Genomic DNA, 21,719 nt, shown 5'->3' on the forward strand with positions numbered 1-21,719 from the left:
GACAGGCGAGCGCGTCGCGCCAGCGATCAAGCGCCACCAGCGGTGACCATCAGCCGAACCGCGATATCAGGCCGTTGGCAGTGAAAACTGAGGGCAGGTATAGCCCCGCTGGCAGAAGCCGCCAGACAAGCGAAGGTTATTTTTCACCCAGACCGGAACGACCCGGCTCGCGCCAATGTCTGGAACTTAATGCCCCGCTGCACGGGGCACCTGACAAGAATGGAATCGGATGCCTCGACCAACCCAGCACTCGACCTTGAGTTTTCTTTCCGGCGGCGGTCATGCCGGAGCCCTGATACGCCAGCAAGACTGGGCGCGGACGCCGCTTGGCCCGGCCTCTGACTGGCCCGCTTCGTTGCAGACGCTGCTGGTAGTACTGCTGGGCTCGCGCCAGCCAATGTTCGTTGCCTGGGGCCCCGCGCGCACCCTGCTCTACAACGATGCCTACAGCCAGATCCTCGAGGACCGCCACCCGGCCGCCATGGGCCGTGATTTTCTCGACGTATGGCACGACGTCCGCGAGCAAGTGCTGCCGATGGTCGAGCGCACCTACCAGGGCGAAGCCGTGCAGATGAACGACATCAGCCTGCAACTGCAGCGCCATGGCCAGTTGGAGGAAGCGCACTTCTCGTTTTCCCATACCCCGGTACGCGATGCCGATCATCAGGTGCTGGGGTTTTTCTGTGCCTGTCAGGAGACCACCGCCCAGATCATCAGCGAGCGCCGCACCATTGCCGACAGCGCACGGCAACGGCGCCTGTTCGAGCGCGCGCCCGGTTTTGTGGCGATCCTGCAAGGCCCGGAACACGTGTTCGAGTTCGCCAACGTGGCGTACTCGTTGCTGTTCGGCAACCGGGACTTCCTGGGCCGCAGCGTGCGCGAAGCCTTTCCGGAGCTCGGCGGCCAGCGTTATATCGACTGGCTCGATCAGGTTTACCGCAGCGGCGAGCGCTTGGTCTCCTCCCACGTGCCGATTTACCTGGTGCCCGACAGCGGCGGTCCGGCCCTGCAGCACTTCCTGGATTTCATCTACGAACCGGTGATCAACGATCAGGGCGAGGTCACCGGGATCTTCGTCCAGGGCTATGATGTCAGCCAGGCCCACCGTGCCCAGCAGGACCTGCGCGTGGCCACTGACGAGTTGCGTGCGCTCAACGAGACCCTCGAAGCGCGCGTGGCCCAGCGCACCGCCGAGCGCGACCGTGTCTGGCGCAACTCCCGGGACATGCTGGCGCTCATCGACAGAAACGAGATGCTGGCTGCCGTCAACCCGGCCTGGCGCGAGGTGCTGGGGTATGAGGCGCACGAGCTGGAAGGCAGGCGCTTCCTGGAGTTCATCTGGCCCGAGGATGTGGCCGCCACCTCGCACCATTTCCATGAAGTGGCCGGGGTTTGCTCCGACGTCTTCGAGAACCGCTATCGACACAAGGACGGTACGCCCCGCTGGATCTCCTGGCAGACCGTCAAGGAAGGCGATCTGTACTACGCCTACGGCCGCCACGTCACCATGGAAAAGGCCCAGGCTGCCGCGCTGCGCCATGCCGAAGAGCACCTGCGCCAGGCGCAGAAGATGGAAACTGTCGGACAACTCACCGGCGGCATTGCTCACGACTTCAACAACCTGCTGCTGGGCATCACCGGCTCCCTGGAGCTGATTCAGAAACGCATCAACAAGGGCAGCACGACCAACCTGGAGCGGCTCATAGACGGTGCCATGCATTCGGCCACCCGTGCGGCAGGTCTGACCCATCGTTTGCTGGCGTTCGCCCGGCGTCAGCCACTGGTGCCCAAGCCTACCGACGTCACGGCGCTGCTGCTGGGCATGGAGGACCTGCTGCAACGCACCCTGGGTCCCCAGTATCAGTTGGACCTGGCGGGCGCCGCCGACCTGTGGCCGACCCTGTGCGACCCCCATCAACTGGAAAGTGCCATCCTCAATGTGGTGATCAATGCCCGGGACGCCATGCCTCAGGGCGGCCAGATTCAGGTGGTGGTCAGCAACCAGCGCATCGAGGCCGACATGCTGGTGGTGGGCTCGGACATCAGCTCGGGCGATTACGTCAGTGTCTGCATCCAGGACCACGGCACCGGCATGCCGGCTGACGTGCGCCTGCGCGCCATCGAGCCGTTCTTCACCACCAAGCCGCTGGGCCAGGGCACCGGGCTGGGGCTGTCGATGGTGTATGGCTTCGCCAAGCAGAGCGAGGGCCATCTGGACATTCAGTCCAGGCCAGGCCAAGGCACCTCGGTGGCCATCCTGCTGCCCCGCTACGGCGGCGAACTGGAAATGCCGGTTGCACCGCTGGAGCACCGCGAGCCGGGACACCATAGCGAGGCCGTAGTCTTGCTGGTGGAAGACGAGCCGGCCATCCGCCAGTTGATCACCGGCTCACTGGAGGAACTGGGCTGCACGGTGTTTACCGCCGCCGACGGCCTGACTGGCCTGCAGCTGGTGGAGTCCCATGATCATTTCGACTTGTTGATCACCGACCTGGGCCTGCCCGGCCTCAACGGCCGTCAGTTGGCCGAACGGGCGGTGCAGCTGCGCCCGACCCTGCCGGTAATGATCATCACCGGCTACGCCCAGGACGCGACCCTGGCCAAGGGTTTTCTCACCGATGGCATGGAAATGATGACCAAGCCGTTTGCCCTGACCACCTTTACCCGCAATGTCTGTCGCCTGCTGCGCCGCACGGGCGAGGCGTGACCCTCAACAGAAAAATCGAATAGCCTGAAAAGCTTCGGGCAGGAGCATCACCATGCAAGGCATGAAACTGATCATCGAAGACTGGGACGGCGACGGCGCACTGCGCTTGCCGGACGAAGTGTTGCAGGAGCTGGGGGTGGACGTCGGCGACAGCCTGTACATCGTCGAAGCCGATGCGGCGGCGCAGACGCTGGTGCTGTCGACACGGGCCAAGGTGCGTGACCGGCTGGATGATCTGCTGGAAGGCTGATCCGGGCCGCCGTCGGTGCAGGATCCCCAGCCCGCGATGACTATCACGCTTTTTTTCCAGGTGACGCCATCGCGGGCTTCGCGTGCTCCTACGCGGTGACCAACCCCACCACCTTCTGCCCGGCAAACGCCGCCGCCAGGCTGGCCAGCACCATCTCGCCCATGCGTGTGCGGGTCTGCTCGGTGGCGCTGGCCCGGTGGGGCTGCAACACCACGTTGTCCAGGGCGTACAGCGCCGGCGGCACGTTGGGCTCGTCGACGAACACATCCAGGCCTGCCCCGGCGATAAGGCCCTGCCGCAAGGCCGCCACCAGGTCCGCTTCGTTGACCAGCCGCCCGCGGGCCACGTTGATGAGATAGCCCTCGGCGCCCAAAGCGTCCAGTACCTTGGCATCGATCAAACCTTCGGCCTTGTCGGCCGCTGCTGCCAGCACCAGCGCATCGCTTTGCCGGGCCAGCTCTACCAGATCACTGATAAAGGTGTAAGGCACATCCCCCATGGCATGCAGGTCGGTGTAGCTGATCGGGCAACCGAAAGCGGCCGCGCGCACCGCCACCGCTCGCCCGACCCTGCCCATACCGACGATGCCCACGCGCATGCCACTGAACTGCCGCGCCAAAGGGATCGGCGCCAACGGCGTCCTGCTTTGCGGCCACAGACCGGCGCGCACGAAGCGATCGGCTGTGCACAGGCCGCGACAAGTCGCCAGCAACAAACCGAGCGCCAGGTCCGCAACGTCCTCGGTCAGCGCCCCGATCGTCGCGCTGACCTGAATGCCCCGGTCCCGGGTATAGGCCAAGTCCACCGCATCAGTGCCTACGCCATTGACGGCCACCACCTCAAGGCGCGGCAGTTGCTCCATGACTTCGCGGGTGATCCCGGTGTGGCCACCGGTGACCACACCGCGAATGGCGGCGCCGTGCTCACGCAGGTAGGCGGCCTTGTCCGTCTGTTCGTAATAGCGCCGCACCGTGTAGATCTCGGCCAGCTGGTCGCGTACCGAAGCAATCAGGATAGGGCTCAGTTGCAGGATTTCAGGCTTCATTGAAGACCTCCTCAAAGGGATGAAACGTCAGCCGCGGCCGACAAAAGGCATGTGGGTGGCCATGACCGTCATGTTCAGCACGTTGGCCGACAGCGGCAGCCCGGCGATGTAACGCACCGCATCGGCGACATGCTTGACGTCCACCATGGGCTCCACGGCGATGCTGCCGTTGGCCTGGCGCACGCCCTTGGTCATGCGCACCGACAGGTCGGTCAAGGCGTTGCCGATGTCGATCTGGCTGCAGGCGATGTTGAACTCGCGCCCGTCCAGCGCCAGGCTCTTGGTGATCCCCAGCACCGCGTGCTTGCTCGCGGTGTACGGCGCGGTGAACGGCCGTGGCACGTGGGCGGAGATCGAACCATTGTTGATGATCCTGCCGCCTTGCGGCACTTGCCGACGCATCAGGCCAAAGGCCTCGCGGCAGCACAGGAATACCCCGGTGACGTTGGTGTTGAGCACGTTCAACCAGTTGTCCACGTCCAGCTCGTCCACCGGCACGGCAGGGGCATTGATGCCGGCGTTGTTGAAAATCACGTCCAGACGGCCATAGACCTCCTCCACGGTTGCCATCAAGGCTTTGACGCTGGCCGGGTCGCGCACGTCGGTGACCACGGCCAGCGCCTCGCCGCCTTCAGCCCGGGCCTGCTCGACCAGGGCCTGCAAGGGCTCGATGCGGCGCCCGGCCAGCACCACTTTGAAACCGTCGGCCAACAGCCCGAGGGCCACGGAACGGCCAATGCCGCTACCGGCGCCGGTGACCAAGGCAATCTTGTGCAGTTGTTGCGAATCCTGGCTCATGTCGTTCACTCCTGGGCAGAAAATCAGCGGATCAAAATGAAAAATATTCAGGCCTGGCCGCGTTCGCCGACCTGGACCTGCAAGCGGGCAATGCCCTCGATTTCAGCGGTGATCACGTCGCCAGGGAGCAAGGCATCTACCCCAGGCGGTGTGCCCGTCATGATCAAGTCGCCGGCCCGCAGGCGCACCGATTGCGACAGCTGGCTGACCACTTCGGCCACCGACCAGATCTGCGCATCAAGGTCCGAGCGCTGGCGTTCGACGCCATTGACGCTGAGCCAGACCGCACCCTTGTCCGGATGGCCAATGCGGCTCACCGGCACCAGCGGGGTGATCGGCGCCGAGCCGTCGAAGGCCTTGGCCGCTTCCCAGGGCTGACCAATGGCCTTGGCGGCCATCTGCAGGTCGCGTCGGGTCAGGTCCAGGCCGGCGCCATAGCCCCAGACATATTCCAGCGCCTGATGGGCCGGGATCTGGAAGCCGTCGGCACCGATCGCTACTACCAGCTCGATTTCGTGGCAAAACTCGTTGGTCTGGGTCGGGTACTCCAACTCCCCCACCGCCTCGATCACCGAGCTGGCCGGTTTCATGAAGAACAGCGGCACGCTGCGCGGCTGGCCGGCCGAGTCGCCCCAGTGGTAGTTGCGGCCCAGGCAGAACACCCGGGCAACGGGAAAACGCTGGTCGCTGCCTGAAATCGGCAGGCTGGCCACGGCGGGTGCAAAGAGTAAGTCGCTCACATCGAATCCTCGTCAAGGTGCTCTGCGCCGGGGCGTGGCGCGTGTTGGCCGATGCTTGCGCAGCGCAGCCGCCCCGTCATTGGATAAAGCCGTGGTGGCGTTGGACGTATCCCGCCAGCTTCAGCGGGCCTGCAACTGAATGCGGTAGAGCTTGCCCAACAACAGCGAGTACGCCAGGGTGCCGATCAAAGCCACGCCGCCGATGAACCAGAAAGCGTAGGCGAACGAGCCGGTCTCATGGACGATGGCGCCGATCACGATGGGCGTGACGATGCCGCCGATGTTCGCCGCCAGGCTGGTGATGCCGCCCGTGAGGCCGATCAACTCCTTGGGCGCCACTTCCGATACCGCCGCCCAGGACGCCGAGGCAATGCCCTGAGCGAAGAAGGCCATGGTCAGCACCGCGATGCACACCGCGTTGGAGTCGGTGAAGTTGACCAACACGATGGACATGCCGAGCATCGAGCCCACCACCAGCGGCAGCTTGCGGGCAAACGACAGCGACACGCCCCGACGAATCAACAGGTCGGAAATGATCCCCGCCAGCAGAATGCCCACTGTCGCGCCAATGAACGGCAGGACCGCGAAAATGCCCACCTTGATGGTGGTCAGGTGACGCTCTTCGATGAGGTACGTCGGGAACCAGGTCAAAAAGAAATACAGTGCCGAGGTGCTGGCGAACTTGCCGATGCAGATGGCCCAGATCTGCCGATAGCGAAACAGCTCGGTGATCTGCCGCCAGTTGAATCGGGTGCGCTCCTGGCTGCTCTTGACCAGGCCGCCTCCCTCTTCGATGTACTTGAGTTCTTCCTTGCTGACTTTTTTGCAGGACAGCGGGTCACGGTACACAAATAGCCAGACCACGCCAAAGACAATGCCCACAAGGCCCGTGCTGTAGAACACATGACGCCAGTCATAGGTGGTGGCCAGCCACAACAGTGCGCCGGTGAACAGCGCGGTGCCCAGGTACTGACCGCAGACGTAGATGCTGCTGGCCATGCCCCGCTCCCGGGCGGGGAACCACACCGCGACCGCGCGGGTGTTGGCCGGAAACGCCGGGGCTTCCATGACGCCCACCGCCAGGCGCAGGCCGAACAGCGAAGCGAATCCGCCGGCCAGGCCTTGGGACACGGTCACGGCCGACCAGCTCAGCAGCGAGATGCCATAGGTAAAACGCGAGCCGAAGCGGTCGGCGATGAAACCGGCGGGTACCAGGGCGAAGGCGTAGGTCCAGGCGAAGGCGGAGAAGATCAGGCCCATCTGGATCTTGTCCAGGCCCAGGTCCTTGGCCATGAACGGTGCGGCAATGGAGATATTGACCCGGTCTACGTAGTTGATGATGGTCGCGACCAGCAGCAGCGACAGCATGAACCACCGCCGCCGGGTGGGCAGGCGACCACTGGTGGCCGCATCCTTGGGCGCCGCGGCATCGACGGCGGGCGCCGGCCGGGTATCGGAAATGCTCGACATGTGAGACCTCATTATTGTTAGAGATGGTCCTGAAGCGAGGCTCTAAGTTATCGTACAACTGTCGCAGTGCAATGGGCTGGTTATATCGTTTTGCATCAGTAACCCAGGCTATTTTGACTTGTCCAAAAAAATGTTCGCCGCCCTCAGCCCGTGCTACCCGCCTCGCAAAACGCTGTAATGGCCGTGGCAGAGCCATGGCGACCCCACGTCGGGACGACTGAAACTTGGACACGGATTTTTCCAGGTCATTTTGCAAAATGTGGCCTGGCAGCCGCAGTCGTCGTATGATCGCCCTAACAAAAAAAAGGCAGGAACACCTCTATGCCCGTCGCCACTGCCGTCCCGACCTTCGCCATGCAGCAGCGCAGCGAACGCCCGGACTTCTACATCCGCGACAAGCTCGGTGGCAGCACCGCCACCACCCCGCACCGCCACGAATATTTCCAGATCCAGGTCAACCTCGGCGGTGACACGGTGCAGCACATCGGCAACGTGCAACGGCCTTTCCCACGCCGTGCGTTGGCCTTCATCCTGCCCCATCGCGTGCACCTGATCCCCCATCCGCCGGTTGGCGAATTCATCGTCATCAACTTCGATCAGAGCTTTCTGCTGCCGCACGTGCAATGCTCGCCGCTGGACCTCGAAGACCTGTCCATCACCCAGGCACCGGAGTTGTCGCCGTTTCGCTTCCAGGAGCATCTGGACTTCATCCTCGACCCCGAGCCCTTCGACGACATTCGTGAATTGATCGAACGCATGCGCCGGGTGGACAGCAGCCGCGCCTTCGGCTCGCGGGAATACCTCAAAGGCTGCCTGCTGCAACTGATCGGTTCGGTCTGCCAGCGCTACGCCGAGGGCCTGCAAGCGTTGGCGGCCACCAACGCCGCCCAGGCCAGCCGCCGGAATGCGATGGCGCGGATGAACGACTACGTGCGCAAGCACTTGGCCGACCCCGAGTTGAACCTGAAAAAAGCCGCGGCAGCCACCTACCTGTCACCCCACTACTTGACCCACTGGCTGCGCAAGGAAACCGGCAAGAGCTTCAGCGAGATGGTGCTGGAGCGGCGCATGCATCAGGCCCGCAGTCTGTTGCTCAACGGCAGCAAGGCCGTGGGGGAGATTGCGCGGTTATGCGGGTTTGCCGACGAGGCGTATTTTTCCCGCAGGTTTCGCCAGGCTCATGGGCTGCCGCCAGGGCAGTTTCGCCGGCGCGAGGGCCTGGTCGGCGCGGCGGGGTAATGGATGGATCCAGGGAACCGCAGGACCAGGGGACGTGAGCCCGTTCAGCGCAACCCCGACATCGCCCCGCGCAATGCCTCCAGCAACATCAAGAACGCCGGGTTGTCATTGTCCTCCCCCCACAGCAGGTGCAACTCGCTCTCCACCCCCGGCCCCAGGTCGATTTCACGAAACACCACGTTGCGAAACACCACACTGGACGCACAACGGGGCACCAGCGCCAGGCCCATGCCGGCGTTGACCAGCGCCAGAATGGTCAAGGACGATCCCAGCCACTGCACGTAATCCGGCGCCACCCGGGCCGAGCGAAACATGCCGGTGAGCAGTTCATTCCAAGGCTGGTAGGCCGAGTGCGAATACATCAGAAATGGCTCGCCCTGCAGGTCCCCCACCGCCACCGGCCCGGTTGCCAACCGGTGCGCCGCCGGCACCGCCAGCACAAAGGGCTCGCGCACCAGGCATTCACTGGCAAACCCGGCCTGGCGAATGGGCGAGCGGGCAATGCCCAAGTCGATGCGGCGCGAACGCAGGGCCTCGTGCTGCTGGTAGGTGTTCATCTCGCTCAAGGAAATCTTGATGTGCGGCTGTTTGAGCCGCGCCTCGGCAATCACCTGGGGCAAGAACTCATAGACCGCGCTGGCGACGAAGCTGACGGTGACCGAACCAATGTCGCCGGCAGCAAAGCGCTTGGCCGACAGCGCGGCCGCCTGCGCTTGCTCCAACAAGCTTTGCGCCTCGACGAAAAACGCCCGGCCGGCCGCCGTCAACGCCACGCTGCGGGTGCTACGGGTAAACAGCGCCACGCCCAGGTGATGCTCCAGCAGCTGGATCTGCCGACTCAAGGGCGGCTGCGTCATGTTCAGGCGTTCGGCGGCGCGGCGAAAATTCAGCTCGGAGGCGACGGTGGTGAAGCAGCGCAACTGGGCAAGTTCGAACATTGATCTATTCCGGGTATCAATCGAGAGCCAACTTGGATTAGACGGGAACAATCAGCAAGGCGATGATCCTCTCACACCGCTCTACCCCAAAAAAGAATAATCATCGGGAGCTGCCTGTGACTGAAGTCCAACCCGCCTTGCCCATCGACCCCGGGACGCTGGCCCGCGCCGCTGCCAAGGTCAAACGCCATGTGCTGCCGTTGTTCGTGGTGATGTTCATCGTCAACTACATCGACCGGGTCAACATCGGCTTCGTGCGCAGTCACATGGAGACAGACCTGGGTATCGGTGCGGCCGCCTATGGCCTAGGCGCCGGGCTGTTCTTCATCGGCTACGCGCTGTTCGAAGTGCCGTCCAACATCCTGCTGCAGCGCTTCGGCGCCCGAGCGTGGCTCGCGCGGATCATGTTGACCTGGGGCGCCGCCGCCATGGCCATGGCCTTCGTCAAAGGCGAAACCAGCTTCTACATCCTGCGCTTCATCCTCGGCGCGGCCGAGGCCGGTTTCTTCCCCGGCATCATCTATTACTTTACCCAATGGCTGCCGGCGTCCGAGCGCGGCAAGGCGATGGCGGTGTTCTTGAGCGGTTCGGCCATTGCCTCGGTGATTTCCGGCCCGGTGTCTGGCGCGCTGCTCACTGTCAGCGGCCTGAACCTGCATGGCTGGCAGTGGATGTTTCTGATCGAGGGTTTCGCCTCCATCGTCCTGTGTGGCTTCGTCTGGTTTTGGCTGCAATCGTACCCCCATCAGGCCCAATGGCTGAGCACTGATGAACAGCAAGCCCTGGTGCAGACCATCGCCCAGGAACAGCAAGACCGTGAAGCCGAGCAGGGTAAACGGCCGTCGATGTTCACGCTGCTGGCCGACGGGCAGATCGCACTGTTCTGCTTCATCTACTTCTCCATCGCCCTGACCATCTATGGCGCCACTTTCTGGCTGCCGAGCATGATCAAGAAGATGGGCAATCTGGGCGACTTCGAAGTGGGCCTGTTCAACTCGGTGCCGTGGATTATCTCCATCCTCGCCATGTACGGCTTCGCAGCGGCCGCCAGCAAATGGAAACACCCGCAGGCCTGGGTGGCCCTGACCCTGGTGATCGCCGCCGTGGGCATGTTCATGTCCACCACCGGCGGGCCGATCTTCGCCTTCATTGCCATCTGCTTTGCCGCGATCGGTTTCAAGGCCGCCTCGGCGCTTTTCTGGCCCCTGCCACAAAGTTATCTGGATGCTCGCATCGCGGCGGCCGTGATCGCACTGATCAACTCGGTGGGTAACCTGGGCGGGTTCGTAGCCCCTACCACCTTCGGCTTTCTGGAACAGACCACCGGTTCCATCGAAGGCGGCCTGTATGGGCTGGCCGCCACCTCGCTGGTGGCCGCCATCGCCGTGTTCTTCGCCCGCAGCAAACCCCGTCGCGACGCGCCACGCAAACACCTGAACAAGACGGCGGTGAGTGCCGCGCCCAACAGCGCCGCCCACTGCCAGACCTTCGACCCAGACCTCTCGGGAGCCGCCTCTTGAAAATCGTCCGCGTAACCGTCACCCCCATCGCCTTCCGTGACCCGCCGCTGCTCAATGCCAGTGGCATCCATGAACCCTATGCCCTGCGCTCGATCATCGAAATTGAAAGCGACAACGGCTACATCGGTCTGGGCGAGAGCTACGGCGATGCACCGGCACTGTTGATCCAGCAGCAGGTCAAGGAGCAGTTGATCGGACTCGACCCGTTCAACCTCAACCATCTGCGGGCCGTGGTCCAGGCCACTGTGGCGGCGCACAAGCCGGTCAGCCTGGCTGGCGCCGAACTGGCCCCCGGCTCCCACGCCAGCAAGGCGGTGAGCAATGCCTATTCGGCATTCGAAGTGGCCTTCCTCGACCTGCAGGCCCACTCGCTGAATGTGCCACTGGTGGACCTGCTGGGCGGGGCGATTCGTGATCAGGTGCCGTTCAGTGCCTACCTGTTCTTCAAATACGCCGAACACGCCGGCTCGCCCTACGCGCCTGACAGCTGGGGAGAAGCCTTGAGCGAAGCGCAGATCGTCGCCCAGGCCGGGCGCATGATCGAGGCCTACGGCTTCAAGAGCATCAAGCTCAAGGCCGGGACGCTGCCGCCCGAGCATGAAGTAGCGTGCATCAAGGCGCTGAAAAAGGCCTACCCCGACCATCCACTGCGCATCGACCCCAACGGCAACTGGTCACTGGAGACCTCGGTGCGCATGGCCGAGTTGCTGGGCGATGACCTGCAATATTACGAGGACCCCTGCCCCGGCCTCGACGGCATGTCCGCGCTGCACAAGCGCACAGGCCTGCCCTTGGCGACCAACATGGTGGTCACCGATTTCGACGAGTTCCGCCGCAGCATTGCCCTGAACAGCGTGCAGATCGTGCTGGCCGACCACCATTACTGGGGCGGGCTGCGCGACACCCAGGCACTGGCAAAAATGTGCGAAACCTTCGGGCTGGGTGTGTCGATGCACTCCAACTCGCACCTGGGTATCAGCCTGATGGCCATGGCCCATGTGGCGGCGTCGGTGCCCAACCTCGATTACGCCTGCGACACCCATTACCCTTGGCAGGAGCCGGACGAAGAAGTCATCAAGGGTGGCAAGCTGCCCATTGTCGACGGCTGCGTGAAGATCACTCGCGCACCGGGGCTGGGGCTAGAGCTGGACCATGAGCAGTTGGCCAAACTGCACGACCAGTTCCTGACGTGCGGTATTCGCCAACGCGACGACGTCAAGCAGATGCAGAAATACAAGCCGGACTGGAAAGCGGTCAAACCGCGCTTCTGAGCAAGCGGCCCGCCATTTGCTAGCCAATGCAATCACTCGCCGTTTTCTCTTGAGGTCCCATGATTGCATTGCGCCGCTGCCTGTCCACTCTCACCCTTCTTGCTGCGGCCTGTGCCGTCACCTCCTGGGCCCACGCCGATGCCTTGGCGGACATCAGCCAGCGCGGCGTACTGAACGTCGCCGTGCCCCAGGACTTCCCCCCCTTCGGCTCGGTGGGGCCCGACCTCAAGCCGCGCGGGCTGGACATCGACATGGCGCAGCTGATCGCCGACAAGCTGGGGGTCAAACTGCATCTGGTCCCGGTCAGCTCGGCCAACCGTATTCCCTACCTGACCACCGGCAAGGTCGACCTGGCCATCTCCAGCCTCGGCAAGACTCCGGAGCGCGAGCAGGTCATCGCCTTCAGCAGCAAGTACGCGCCGTTCTACATGGCCGTGTATGGGCCCGAGGATGTGGTGGTCAAGGGTCCGGCGGACCTGGCCGGCAAGAGCATCGGCGTGGCCCGCGGCGCCCTGGAAGACCTCGAAGTCAGCAAGGTGGCACCCGAAGGCACCAATTTGAAGCGTTTCGAAGATAACAACACCTCCATTGCCGCGTTTCTGGCCGGGCAGGTGCAATTGATCGCCAGTGGCAACGCGCCCATGGCCGTGATCGCCGAGAAAAACCCCAAACGCCCGCCGCTGTTGAAGTTCAAGCTGAAGGATTCGGGGTGTTACGTGGGCATCGGCAAGGATGAAACGGCGTTGACAGGCAAGGTCAACGAGGTGATTGCCGGGGCGAAGGCGGACGGGTCGTTGAATCAATTGGCCGAGAAGTGGTTGAAGGAGCCGTTGCCGGCCGATTTTTGAGGCCGGCCCAGCCACTGCGCCGGCTGTATCGCGGTGTCAAAGGTTCTCATACCGGTTCATGTCCAATACCCCCGCCTCCTGCGGGTCAGTCTCCTGCAGGTACGTAGTCATGTCGTGGAAAAAGAACCAGAACTGCGGATGACTGCGGCGGATGCCCCAGCGCTCGACGATCTTGTCGAAGGCCGGCGCGTCCTTGGCCGCCGTCATGGCGTCGACGAAGGCCGGCACCTGGTCGGCCGGAATATTGAACATGAAGTTCGGGTAGCTGCTCAGCACCCCGGGGTAAATGGTCAGTGTGTCCAGCCCCGGACGGTAGCGATAGGCCTCGCCCAGCAGGAACGCGACGTTGGTGTGCGAGCGGTTACGCAGCATGCTGTACACCACGCGGTGGCCGTGACCATCGTCGATGCGCAGCAAGGAAGCCTCTGGCAACTGGTCGATGACCTTGAGCCCCGCCGCCGGCCGCGACACCAGCCGGCTGAGTGACTGCTCGACGTCCCGGAAGGTTTCGCTGATGCCCTCGCGTGAGCAATAAGCCCCCATGCAGCGGTTGATCGGGTCCGGGCTGGCGTTGAGCGAGCCGACTCGCTCGATCAGCTGGTAGGCGAAGTCGCGCTTGGGGTCATGCTCGTCCAGTTGCAGCGCCGACGGGGTGCTGGTGTCGATCTTCTGGTAATCCAGCCACATCTTGAATTTGCCGCCATCGGCGTACCAGCTGTCGAGGATCTTGCCCCGACGCTTGGCCGGCATCAAGCGCAGGAAGTTGACCTCGGCACCGTTGCGGATCAGGTCGAAGTACAACCGTGTCTGCACCTGATGAGACACATTGCCATAGACGTCGAAGTTGACCGCCAACTGGTAATAGGTGCGCTCCAGCAACGGGTAGTCGAACAGCCACATCGTGGTGGGCACGTCACCGATCAGGCCCTTGTTCACCGAGGCGCTGTCAAAGTGCCGGAAGATGGTCAGCAAGGCGTTGTCATTGCCGGTCCACACACTCGACCAGTTGGCCGGCGGCGCCTTGGCGTAGGCATCGCGGCGCAGGTTTTCGTAGTCGTTGCGCTTGTCCCGGTAGTCGAGCCACAGGCTCAGCACACTGCCGACATCATCGTTCTGCCCTGGCATGGCCAGCAGGGGTGTGGCCTTGGCGCGGTACACCGGGTCGGTGATGTAGCGGTCGTGGCTGGGGTCCTGGAACAGTGCCCAGAAATGATCGCGGATCACGTCAGTGGCGATCTGCCCACGGCAGACCGGCCCGCGAATGAAGGTGCGCACGAAGTATTCGGCGTTGTCGAGCATGAACTGATAACGGGCCGCCGCCGGAATGGCCTCGAAGGTCTCGAACGGATTGGCCCGATGCCCAGGCCCGTAGCCCGGCAGGCTGTCGGTGTGCCAGTTGCCGCTGTAGAACAGTTGCTTGATCCGCGCCAGCTTCTGCGGGCTGGCCGGGTAGGTGATGTGGGTCTTGTGCACGATGACCCCTTGCACCGGGATCAGGCGGTAGTACAGCTGGGTGCCAGGATCGTCGTCCGGCCGGCGGGTGGCGATGATGTCCACCGGCTGACCACTGGGCGTGCGCGAGCGCACCCACTGGAAGAAATGCCCCGGTTCGCCGCCGGTGAAATAAATGTGGGCCAGAAACAGGTGCTCGAACAGCCAGCGCGCGGCGAGCGCTTCGCTGGCACCGGGACGGTTGAACAGCGCCTCCCAGCCGGCGATCTGCGCGGCCTCCACGGCGCTGGGCTGCAAATTCTGCGAGTCCACCGGTGAGTCGGCCTTGAACCAGCGTTGCAGGATGGCGTACTCGTTGTCGGTCAGGCCGGTGACTGCCAGCGGCATGCCCTGGGTGGGGTGAGCGCCGGCGTAGGCGTCGAATTCGGCGGGTTTGGGGCACATGTTCTGCCGGGCCAGCCCGAGGATGATGTCCGAAGGCACTTTGGCATTGGGGGTCATCGGCGCCGAGTGACCCAGTTCCAGCATGCGCTGCATCAAGGCCGCCTGAGGCCCTTGAGACTCGAGGACCGAGTAAAAGCCCTTGGCGCGCCAGCCTTCGGTGGTCTGGGCATCGAAGAAGATTCGCGTCGGCGTGACCGCAACGCTGCGGTCGCCCTGGTACACCGGGACCTTGGAAGCACCACGGCTGGCGCCTTCGGCGCTGCCCAGGTTGAGCTGGCAGGCCGCATCGTTGCAGGCGTGGCAGGCCACGCACTTTTCGGCAAAGATCGGCTGCACGTCGCGCAGATAGGAGATCGGGGGCAAGGAGTCCGTGGGACCCTGGGCGAGAACGGCGCCGCAAGAGAGCATTGCCAGCAGGCCGGCAAATATACGATGGATCATGCGACGGTCGTCCCAACGAGAAATTTCAGGTGGCCATTGTACCTGCCTAAGCAGCGATCTAACATGAATGCGATTCATGTTGGATCGCGGGCAGTTTAACGCCCTGCAGGTTTGCTATCATTTCGCCGTTTCGTGCACCGATTTCATCTCGACCAGGTAGCCCTTATGTCCGACCGCAGCGCTCGTCTTCACGCCTTCAAGCAAGCCCTGAAGGAACGTATCCTGATCCTCGACGGCGGCATGGGCACTATGATCCAGAGCTACAAGCTGGAGGAGGAGGACTACCGCGGCACGCGCTTCGCCGACTGGCCGAGCGACGTCAAAGGCAACAACGACCTGCTGCTGCTCAGCCGCCCGGACGTCATCGCCGCCATCGAGAAGGCCTACCTGGATGCCGGTGCCGACATCCTCGAGACCAACACCTTCAACGCCACCCAAGTGTCCCAGGCCGACTACGGCATGGAATCGCTGGTGTATGAGCTGAACGTCGAAGGTGCCCGTGTGGCGCGGCGGGTGGCCGATGCCAAGACCCTCGAGACGCCGGACAAGCCGCGCTTCGTCGCCGGCGTGCTGGGTCCCACCAGCCGCACCTGCTCGCTGTCTCCGGACGTCAACAACCCTGGCTATCGCAACGTCACTTTCGACGAACTGGTGGAAAACTACACCGAGGCGACCAAAGGCCTGATCGAAGGCGGCGCCGACCTGATTCTGATCGAGACCATCTTCGACACCCTCAACGCCAAGGCGGCGATCTTCGCCGTGCAAGGCGTGTTCGAGGCGATCGGTTTCGAGCTGCCGATCATGATCTCCGGGACCATCACCGACGCCTCCGGCCGCACGCTGTCCGGGCAGACCACCGAAGCCTTCTGGAACTCCGTGGCCCACGCCAAGCCGATTTCCGTCGGTCTGAATTGCGCCCTCGGGGCACGGGAACTGCGTCCATACCTGGAAGAGCTGGCCAACAAGGCCGCCACCCATGTATCAGCCCACCCCAACGCCGGCCTGCCCAACGCCTTCGGCGAGTACGACGAACTGCCCCGGGAAACCGCAGCGGTCATCGAAGAATTTGCCCAGAGCGGTTTCCTCAACATTGTCGGCGGCTGCTGCGGTACCACGCCCGGACACATCCAGGCCATCGCCCAGGCCGTGGCCGGCTACGCCCCGCGGGTCATCCCGGACATTCCCAAGGCCTGCCGCCTGTCGGGTCTGGAGCCGTTCACCATCGATCGCAGCTCGCTGTTCGTCAACGTCGGCGAGCGCACCAACATTACCGGTTCCGCCAAGTTCGCTCGGCTGATCCGTGAAGAGAACTACACCGAAGCCCTGGAAGTGGCCCTGCAGCAGGTCGAGGCCGGCGCCCAGGTGATCGACATCAACATGGACGAGGGCATGCTCGACTCGAAGAAGGCGATGGTCACCTTCCTCAATCTGATCGCCGGCGAGCCGGACATCTCGCGGGTGCCGATCATGATCGACTCCTCCAAGTGGGAAGTGATCGAGGCCGGCCTCAAGTGCATCCAGGGCAAGGGCATCGTCAACTCCATCAGCATGAAGGAAGGCGTCGAGCAGTTCATTCACCACGCCAAGCTGTGCAAACGTTACGGCGCCGCCGTGGTGGTGATGGCCTTCGACGAAGCCGGCCAGGCCGACACCGAAGCGCGCAAGAAGGAAATCTGCAAGCGCTCCTACGACATTCTGGTGGATGAGGTCGGCTTCCCGCCCGAAGACATCATCTTCGACCCGAACATCTTCGCCGTCGCCACCGGTATCGAGGAGCACAATAACTACGCGGTCGACTTCATCAACGCCTGCGCCTATATCCGCGACCACCTGCCCCATGCCCTGACCAGCGGCGGGGTGTCCAACGTGTCGTTCTCGTTCCGGGGCAACAATCCGGTGCGCGAGGCGATCCACTCGGTGTTCCTGCTGTATGCGATCCGCAACGGCCTGACCATGGGCATCGTCAACGCCGGCCAGCTGGAGATCTATGACCAGATCCCGGCGCAACTGCGCGACGCCGTGGAAGACGTGGTGCTCAACCGCACCCCGGAAGGTACCGACGCGCTGCTGGCCATTGCCGACCAATACAAGGGCGATGGCAGCGTCAAGGAAGCGGAAACCGAAGAGTGGCGCACCTGGCCGGTCAACCAGCGCCTGGAACATACGCTGGTCAAGGGCATCACCACCCACATCGTCGAAGACACCGAAGAGTCGCGCCAATCGTTCAAACGGCCCATCGAGGTCATTGAAGGCCCGCTGATGTCAGGGATGAACATCGTTGGCGACCTGTTCGGCTCGGGCAAGATGTTCCTGCCCCAGGTCGTCAAGTCGGCGCGGGTGATGAAGCAGGCGGTGGCCCACCTGATTCCATTCATCGAGCTGGAAAAAGGCGACAAGCCGGAGGCCAAGGGCAAGATCCTCATGGCCACGGTCAAGGGCGACGTGCATGACATCGGCAAGAACATCGTCGGCGTGGTGCTGGGCTGCAACGGCTACGACATTGTCGACCTGGGTGTGATGGTGCCGGCGGAAAAAATCTTGCAGGTGGCGCGCGAGCAAAAGTGCGACATCATTGGCCTGTCCGGGCTGATCACGCCGTCGCTGGACGAAATGGTCCACGTTGCCCGGGAAATGCAGCGCCAGAATTTCCACCTGCCGTTGATGATCGGCGGCGCGACCACCTCCAAGGCTCACACGGCAGTGAAGATCGAACCCAAGTACAGCAATGATGCCGTGGTCTACGTCACCGACGCGTCCCGTGCGGTCGGCGTGGCCACCCAGCTGCTGTCCAAGGAATTGAAAGCCGGCTTCGTCGAACGCACGCGCCTGGAGTACATCGAAGTGCGCGAACGCACCGCCAACCGCAGCGCGCGCACCGAGCGCCTGAGCTACGAGCAGGCCATCGCGGCAAAGGCCAGCTTCGACTGGAGCACCTACATCCCGGTCAAACCGAGCTTCACCGGCGCCAAGGTGCTGGACAACATCGACCTGAATGTTCTGGCCGAATACATCGACTGGACGCCGTTCTTCATCTCCTGGGACCTGGCGGGCAAATTCCCGCGCATCCTTCAGGACGAGGTGGTGGGTGAAGCGGCGACAGCGCTGTACGCCGACGCGAAAGAGATGCTGCGCAAGCTGATCGACGAAAAGCTCATCAGTGCCCGCGCGGTGTTCGGCTTCTGGCCGGCCAACTCGGTGGACCACGACGACATCCAGTTGCTGGACGAACAGGGTCAGCCGCTGGAGCGCCTGCACCATCTGCGCCAGCAGATCATCAAGACCGATGGCAAGCCGAACTTCTGCCTGGCCGACTTTGTCGCGCCCAAGGACAGCGGCATCACCGACTACGTGGGCGGCTTCATCACCACCGCCGGCATCGGTGCCGAAGAAGTGGCCAAGGCCTATCAGGACAAGGGCGACGATTACAATTCGATCATGGTCAAAGCCCTCGCCGACCGCCTGGCCGAAGCCTGTGCCGAGTGGCTGCACCGGCAGGTGCGCAAGCAACACTGGGGCTACGACAAGGACGAACAGCTGGACAACGACGCCTTGATCCGCGAGCAGTACAAAGGCATCCGCCCGGCCCCGGGCTACCCGGCGTGCCCGGACCATACCGAAAAAGGCCAGTTGTTCGACCTGCTGGATCAGGGCGGCCAGAGCGGCGTGACCTTGACCGAGCACTACGCCATGTTCCCGGCGGCGGCGGTCAGCGGTTGGTATTTTGCCCACCCCCAGGCGCAGTACTTTGCCGTGGGCAAGGTGGATCGTGATCAAGTGCAGAGCTATTCGAAACGCAAGGGCCAGGAGCTGGCCGTGAGCGAACGCTGGCTGGCGCCTAATCTGGGCTATGACAATTAATTTGCTTTAGCCCGTGCGGGCCTCATCGCGAGCAAGCCCTGCTCCCACAAAGTGAACCCCGATATCGCGGTCGACTTTGGGGGATCAGGGCTAGCCCGCGCGGGGGTCTGCACGGACAAACAGACTCAATGATGGGTGACCCAGAACAACCCGGCCCCCACCACCACGACGATCATGAACAATATGGCCCAGGCATCGGTATGACTGGCAGGCTTGCGAACTTTGGCAGGCTGACTCATCGGTTTGTCTCTCTTGTTGTTATAAAGATGTAACCTGTACGCCAGTACCAGTTAAGCGCAGCAAAGCCCTTTCAACAAGCAAGGTCATGAACCGTCGAGCCTTATCGATTTCAGCTATGAGCTTATCGTTAAAGTTCACTTTTACGGATATGAACAAACTTGTATATTTCGGCGGCTCCGTCGGGAGTGCGCGGCCGTGCGCGCTGATGCGTGGCGCCTATGTTCCTCATAGGGCCCAGATAACAGCCTGAGAACCACAGGATAATCATGTACGTTTACGACGAGTACGATCAACGGATCATCGAGGACCGCGTCAAGCAGTTCCGCGATCAGACCCGCCGATATCTGGCTGGCGAGTTGAGCGAAGAAGAATTCCGCCCACTGCGCCTGCAGAACGGCCTGTACATCCAACGCTTCGCGCCGATGCTGCGCGTGGCCGTACCTTATGGGCAGCTGACCTCCCGCCAGACGCGGATGATGGCCAAGATCGCCCGTGACTTCGACAAGGGCTATGCCCACATCAGCACCCGGCAGAACGTGCAATTCAACTGGCCGGCGGTGGAAGATATCCCCGACATCCTCGCGCAACTGGCCACCGTGCAGATGCACGCCATTCAGACCAGCGGCAACTGCCTGCGCAACGTCACCACCGACCAGTTTGCCGGTGTCGCTGCCGATGAGCTGATCGACCCGCGACCGTGGTGTGAAATCGTTCGTCAATGGACCACCTTCCATCCGGAGTTCGCTTATCTGCCGCGCAAGTTCAAGATTGCCGTGAACGGTGCCAGCAGCGACCGCGCCGCCATCGAAGTGCACGACATCGGCCTGGAGCCGGTGCACAACGCCGCCGGCGAGTTGGGTTTCCGCGTACTGGTGGGTGGCGGCCTGGGCCGTACCCCGGTGGTCGGCTCGTTCATCAACGAGTTCCTGCCGTGGCAGGACCTGTTGAGCTACCTGGACGCCATCCTGCGGGTGTACAACCGCTATGGTCGTCGCGACAACAAATACAAGGCGCGGATCAAGATCCTCGTCAAGGCGCTGACCCCCGAGGTCTTTGCCGCCAAGGTCGATGCCGAGATGGAGCATTTGCGCGGTGGCAGCACCACGCTGACCGAAGCCGAATTGCAACGCGTGGCCAAGCACTTCGTCGACCCGGACTACAAGGCCCTGGAAAACGTGGATTACAGTGCTCTGGAAGCCGAGCACCCCGGCTTCGCCCGCTGGCGTTCGCGCAACACCCTGGCGCACAAGAAGCCGGGCTACGTGGCCGTGACCCTGTCGCTCAAGCCCACCGGCGTAGCGCCGGGCGACCTGACCGACAAGCAACTGGATGCAGTGGCCGACCTGGCCGAGCGTTACAGTTTCGCCCAGCTGCGCACCTCCCACGAGCAGAACATCATCCTCGCCGACGTCGAGCAGAGCCGTCTGCACGCCCTCTGGCTGGAGCTGCGCGAAGGCGGTTTCGCCACGCCGAACGTGGGCCTGCTGACCGACATCATCTGCTGTCCCGGTGGCGATTTCTGCTCCCTGGCCAACGCCAAGTCGATCCCGATTGCCGAATCCATCCAGCGCCGTTTCGATGACCTGGACTACCTGTTCGACATTGGCGAGCTGGATCTGAACATTTCCGGCTGCATGAACGCCTGCGGTCACCACCACGTCGGCCACATCGGCATTCTGGGTGTGGACAAGAAAGGCGAAGAGTTCTACCAGGTCTCCCTGGGTGGCAGCGCCAGCCGCGACGCCAGCCTGGGCAAGATCCTCGGGCCGTCCTTCGCTCAGGAAGCGATGCCCGACGTGATCGAAAAGCTCATCGACGTGTACGTGGAAAAACGCACCGAAGACGAACGCTTCATCGACACCTACCAGCGAATCGGCATCGATCCCTTCAAGGAGCGCGTCTATGCAGCGAATCATTAAGAACAACGCCGTCGTCGACGAAACCTGGCACCTGCTGCCCAAGGACGCGACGCTGGACGGTATCAGCAATTGCGACGACCTGATCGTGCCGCTGGCCCTGTGGCGCGAGCACGCGCACGCCCTCAAGGCCCGCGATGGCGGCCTGGGTGTGTGGCTGGACGCTGACGAAGAAGCCGAAGAGCTGGGCGAGGATGCCCAGCAGTTTCAGGTCATTGCCCTGAACTTCCCGGCCTTCACCGACGGGCGCAACTATTCCAATGCGCGCCTGCTGCGTGATCGATATGGCTTCAAGGGTGAACTGCGCGCCATCGGCGATGTGCTGCGTGATCAGCTGTTCTACCTGCACCGCTGCGGCTTCGATGCCTTTGCGCTGCGGGCGGACAAGGACCCGTATGAAGCGCTGGAGAGCCTGAAGGACTTTTCGGTGACCTATCAGGCGGCCACCGACGAGCCGTTGCCGTTGTTCCGGCGCCGTTAGGGTTCACCTGCAGAGCCGACCGGGCTCGCGTACGAGCTCCGGTCGGCCCTGCCATCGGTCC

15 protein-coding genes are annotated in these 21,719 nt (G+C 63.0%); 9 read left to right on the forward strand and 6 right to left on the reverse strand.

The genetic code is table 11. The annotated features are described in order from the left end of the window. Positions 1 to 229 precede the first annotated feature (229 nt). Both HB675_RS18195 and HB675_RS18200 read left to right on the forward strand, forming a co-directional pair. The gene (locus HB675_RS18195; RefSeq protein ID WP_213880057.1) at positions 230 to 2,707 is read left to right on the forward strand and encodes a PAS domain-containing protein; all 2,478 of its coding nucleotides are present in this window, start codon (positions 230 to 232) and stop codon (positions 2,705 to 2,707) included. A gap of 52 nt (positions 2,708 to 2,759) precedes the next feature. Further along, positions 2,760 to 2,957, forward strand: coding sequence for an AbrB/MazE/SpoVT family DNA-binding domain-containing protein (locus HB675_RS18200; RefSeq protein ID WP_213880059.1), 198 nt, complete (start codon positions 2,760 to 2,762; stop codon positions 2,955 to 2,957). A gap of 88 nt (positions 2,958 to 3,045) precedes the next feature. Here the strand turns inward: HB675_RS18200 and HB675_RS18205 are convergent, their stop codons facing one another. The 4 genes from HB675_RS18205 to HB675_RS18220 form a co-directional block, all read right to left on the reverse strand. Next, positions 3,046 to 4,002, reverse strand: coding sequence for an NAD(P)-dependent oxidoreductase (locus HB675_RS18205; RefSeq protein ID WP_213880061.1), 957 nt, complete (start codon positions 4,000 to 4,002; stop codon positions 3,046 to 3,048). A 27-nt stretch (positions 4,003 to 4,029) separates the two neighbouring features. After that, positions 4,030 to 4,800 (reverse strand): SDR family oxidoreductase, encoded by a 771-nt coding sequence (locus HB675_RS18210; RefSeq protein ID WP_213880063.1) that lies wholly within the window; start codon positions 4,798 to 4,800, stop codon positions 4,030 to 4,032. A gap of 47 nt (positions 4,801 to 4,847) precedes the next feature. Continuing rightward, a complete protein-coding gene (locus tag HB675_RS18215; protein WP_213880065.1) occupies positions 4,848 to 5,540 on the reverse strand; it encodes a fumarylacetoacetate hydrolase family protein in 693 nt (230 codons plus the stop codon). A gap of 120 nt (positions 5,541 to 5,660) precedes the next feature. After that, positions 5,661 to 7,010 carry an MFS transporter gene (locus tag HB675_RS18220; RefSeq protein ID WP_213880067.1) on the reverse strand — a complete coding sequence of 450 codons (1,350 nt, stop codon included), beginning with the start codon at positions 7,008 to 7,010 and terminating at the stop codon, positions 5,661 to 5,663. A gap of 321 nt (positions 7,011 to 7,331) precedes the next feature. Between HB675_RS18220 and HB675_RS18225 the strand changes: the two genes are divergently transcribed. Beyond that, on the forward strand, positions 7,332 to 8,249 hold the full coding sequence (locus tag HB675_RS18225) for an AraC family transcriptional regulator (protein ID WP_213880069.1): 918 nt from the start codon (positions 7,332 to 7,334) through the stop codon (positions 8,247 to 8,249). A gap of 44 nt (positions 8,250 to 8,293) precedes the next feature. Here the strand turns inward: HB675_RS18225 and HB675_RS18230 are convergent, their stop codons facing one another. Beyond that, complete coding sequence (locus tag HB675_RS18230; protein WP_213880071.1) at positions 8,294 to 9,187, reverse strand: LysR family transcriptional regulator; 894 nt, start codon at positions 9,185 to 9,187, stop codon at positions 8,294 to 8,296. 212 nt (positions 9,188 to 9,399) lie between these two features. Here HB675_RS18230 and HB675_RS18235 point away from each other — a divergent pair, with 212 nt between their 5' ends. The 3 genes from HB675_RS18235 to HB675_RS18245 are packed head-to-tail and all read left to right on the forward strand — an operon-like array spanning position 9,400 to position 12,826. Then, on the forward strand, positions 9,400 to 10,707 hold the full coding sequence (locus HB675_RS18235; protein ID WP_256737602.1) for an MFS transporter: 1,308 nt from the start codon (positions 9,400 to 9,402) through the stop codon (positions 10,705 to 10,707). Next, positions 10,704 to 11,978 (forward strand): glucarate dehydratase family protein, encoded by a 1,275-nt coding sequence (locus tag HB675_RS18240; protein WP_213880075.1) that lies wholly within the window; start codon positions 10,704 to 10,706, stop codon positions 11,976 to 11,978. The genes HB675_RS18235 and HB675_RS18240 overlap by 4 nt, the downstream gene beginning before the upstream one ends. A 59-nt stretch (positions 11,979 to 12,037) precedes the next feature. After that, positions 12,038 to 12,826: a transporter substrate-binding domain-containing protein gene (locus HB675_RS18245; protein WP_213880077.1), complete on the forward strand. Its 789-nt coding sequence runs from the start codon at positions 12,038 to 12,040 to the stop codon at positions 12,824 to 12,826. Between the two features lie 36 nt (positions 12,827 to 12,862). On the opposite strand, the gene HB675_RS18250 is transcribed toward HB675_RS18245, so the two are convergent. Next, entirely contained in the window at positions 12,863 to 15,163 is a 2,301-nt protein-coding gene (locus tag HB675_RS18250; RefSeq protein ID WP_213880079.1) for a fatty acid cis/trans isomerase, read from the reverse strand. Positions 15,164 to 15,328: 165 nt separating this feature from the next. Between HB675_RS18250 and metH the strand changes: the two genes are divergently transcribed. From metH to HB675_RS18265, 3 genes are all read left to right on the forward strand, one after another. Further along, positions 15,329 to 19,021 carry a methionine synthase gene (gene metH / locus HB675_RS18255; RefSeq protein WP_213880081.1) on the forward strand — a complete coding sequence of 1,231 codons (3,693 nt, stop codon included), beginning with the start codon at positions 15,329 to 15,331 and terminating at the stop codon, positions 19,019 to 19,021. Positions 19,022 to 19,527: 506 nt separating this feature from the next. Further along, positions 19,528 to 21,180 (forward strand): nitrite/sulfite reductase, encoded by a 1,653-nt coding sequence (locus tag HB675_RS18260; protein ID WP_213880083.1) that lies wholly within the window; start codon positions 19,528 to 19,530, stop codon positions 21,178 to 21,180. After that, on the forward strand, positions 21,164 to 21,658 hold the full coding sequence (locus HB675_RS18265; protein WP_213880085.1) for a DUF934 domain-containing protein: 495 nt from the start codon (positions 21,164 to 21,166) through the stop codon (positions 21,656 to 21,658). The genes HB675_RS18260 and HB675_RS18265 overlap by 17 nt, the downstream gene beginning before the upstream one ends. Positions 21,659 to 21,719: the final 61 nt, after the last annotated feature.

The sequence above is a fragment of the Pseudomonas sp. dw_358 genome (assembly GCF_018449655.1).
Classification (GTDB): Bacteria; Pseudomonadota; Gammaproteobacteria; order Pseudomonadales; family Pseudomonadaceae; genus Aquipseudomonas.

Bases quoted from the DNA above. Each gene is read 5' to 3' on its own strand.
- HB675_RS18195 (WP_213880057.1), top strand. From the start codon at position 230: ATGCCTCGACCAACCCAGCACTCGACCTTGAGTTTTCTTTCCGGCGGC.
- HB675_RS18200 (WP_213880059.1), top strand. From the start codon at position 2,760: ATGCAAGGCATGAAACTGATCATCGAAGACTGGGACGGCGACGGCGCA.
- HB675_RS18205 (WP_213880061.1), bottom strand. From the start codon at position 4,002: ATGAAGCCTGAAATCCTGCAACTGAGCCCTATCCTGATTGCTTCGGTA.
- HB675_RS18210 (WP_213880063.1), bottom strand. From the start codon at position 4,800: ATGAGCCAGGATTCGCAACAACTGCACAAGATTGCCTTGGTCACCGGC.
- HB675_RS18220 (WP_213880067.1), bottom strand. From the start codon at position 7,010: ATGTCGAGCATTTCCGATACCCGGCCGGCGCCCGCCGTCGATGCCGCG.
- HB675_RS18225 (WP_213880069.1), top strand. From the start codon at position 7,332: ATGCCCGTCGCCACTGCCGTCCCGACCTTCGCCATGCAGCAGCGCAGC.
- HB675_RS18230 (WP_213880071.1), bottom strand. From the start codon at position 9,187: ATGTTCGAACTTGCCCAGTTGCGCTGCTTCACCACCGTCGCCTCCGAG.
- HB675_RS18235 (WP_256737602.1), top strand. From the start codon at position 9,400: ATGTTCATCGTCAACTACATCGACCGGGTCAACATCGGCTTCGTGCGC.
- HB675_RS18245 (WP_213880077.1), top strand. From the start codon at position 12,038: ATGATTGCATTGCGCCGCTGCCTGTCCACTCTCACCCTTCTTGCTGCG.
- HB675_RS18250 (WP_213880079.1), bottom strand. From the start codon at position 15,163: ATGATCCATCGTATATTTGCCGGCCTGCTGGCAATGCTCTCTTGCGGC.
- metH (WP_213880081.1), top strand. From the start codon at position 15,329: ATGTCCGACCGCAGCGCTCGTCTTCACGCCTTCAAGCAAGCCCTGAAG.
- HB675_RS18260 (WP_213880083.1), top strand. From the start codon at position 19,528: ATGTACGTTTACGACGAGTACGATCAACGGATCATCGAGGACCGCGTC.
- HB675_RS18265 (WP_213880085.1), top strand. From the start codon at position 21,164: ATGCAGCGAATCATTAAGAACAACGCCGTCGTCGACGAAACCTGGCAC.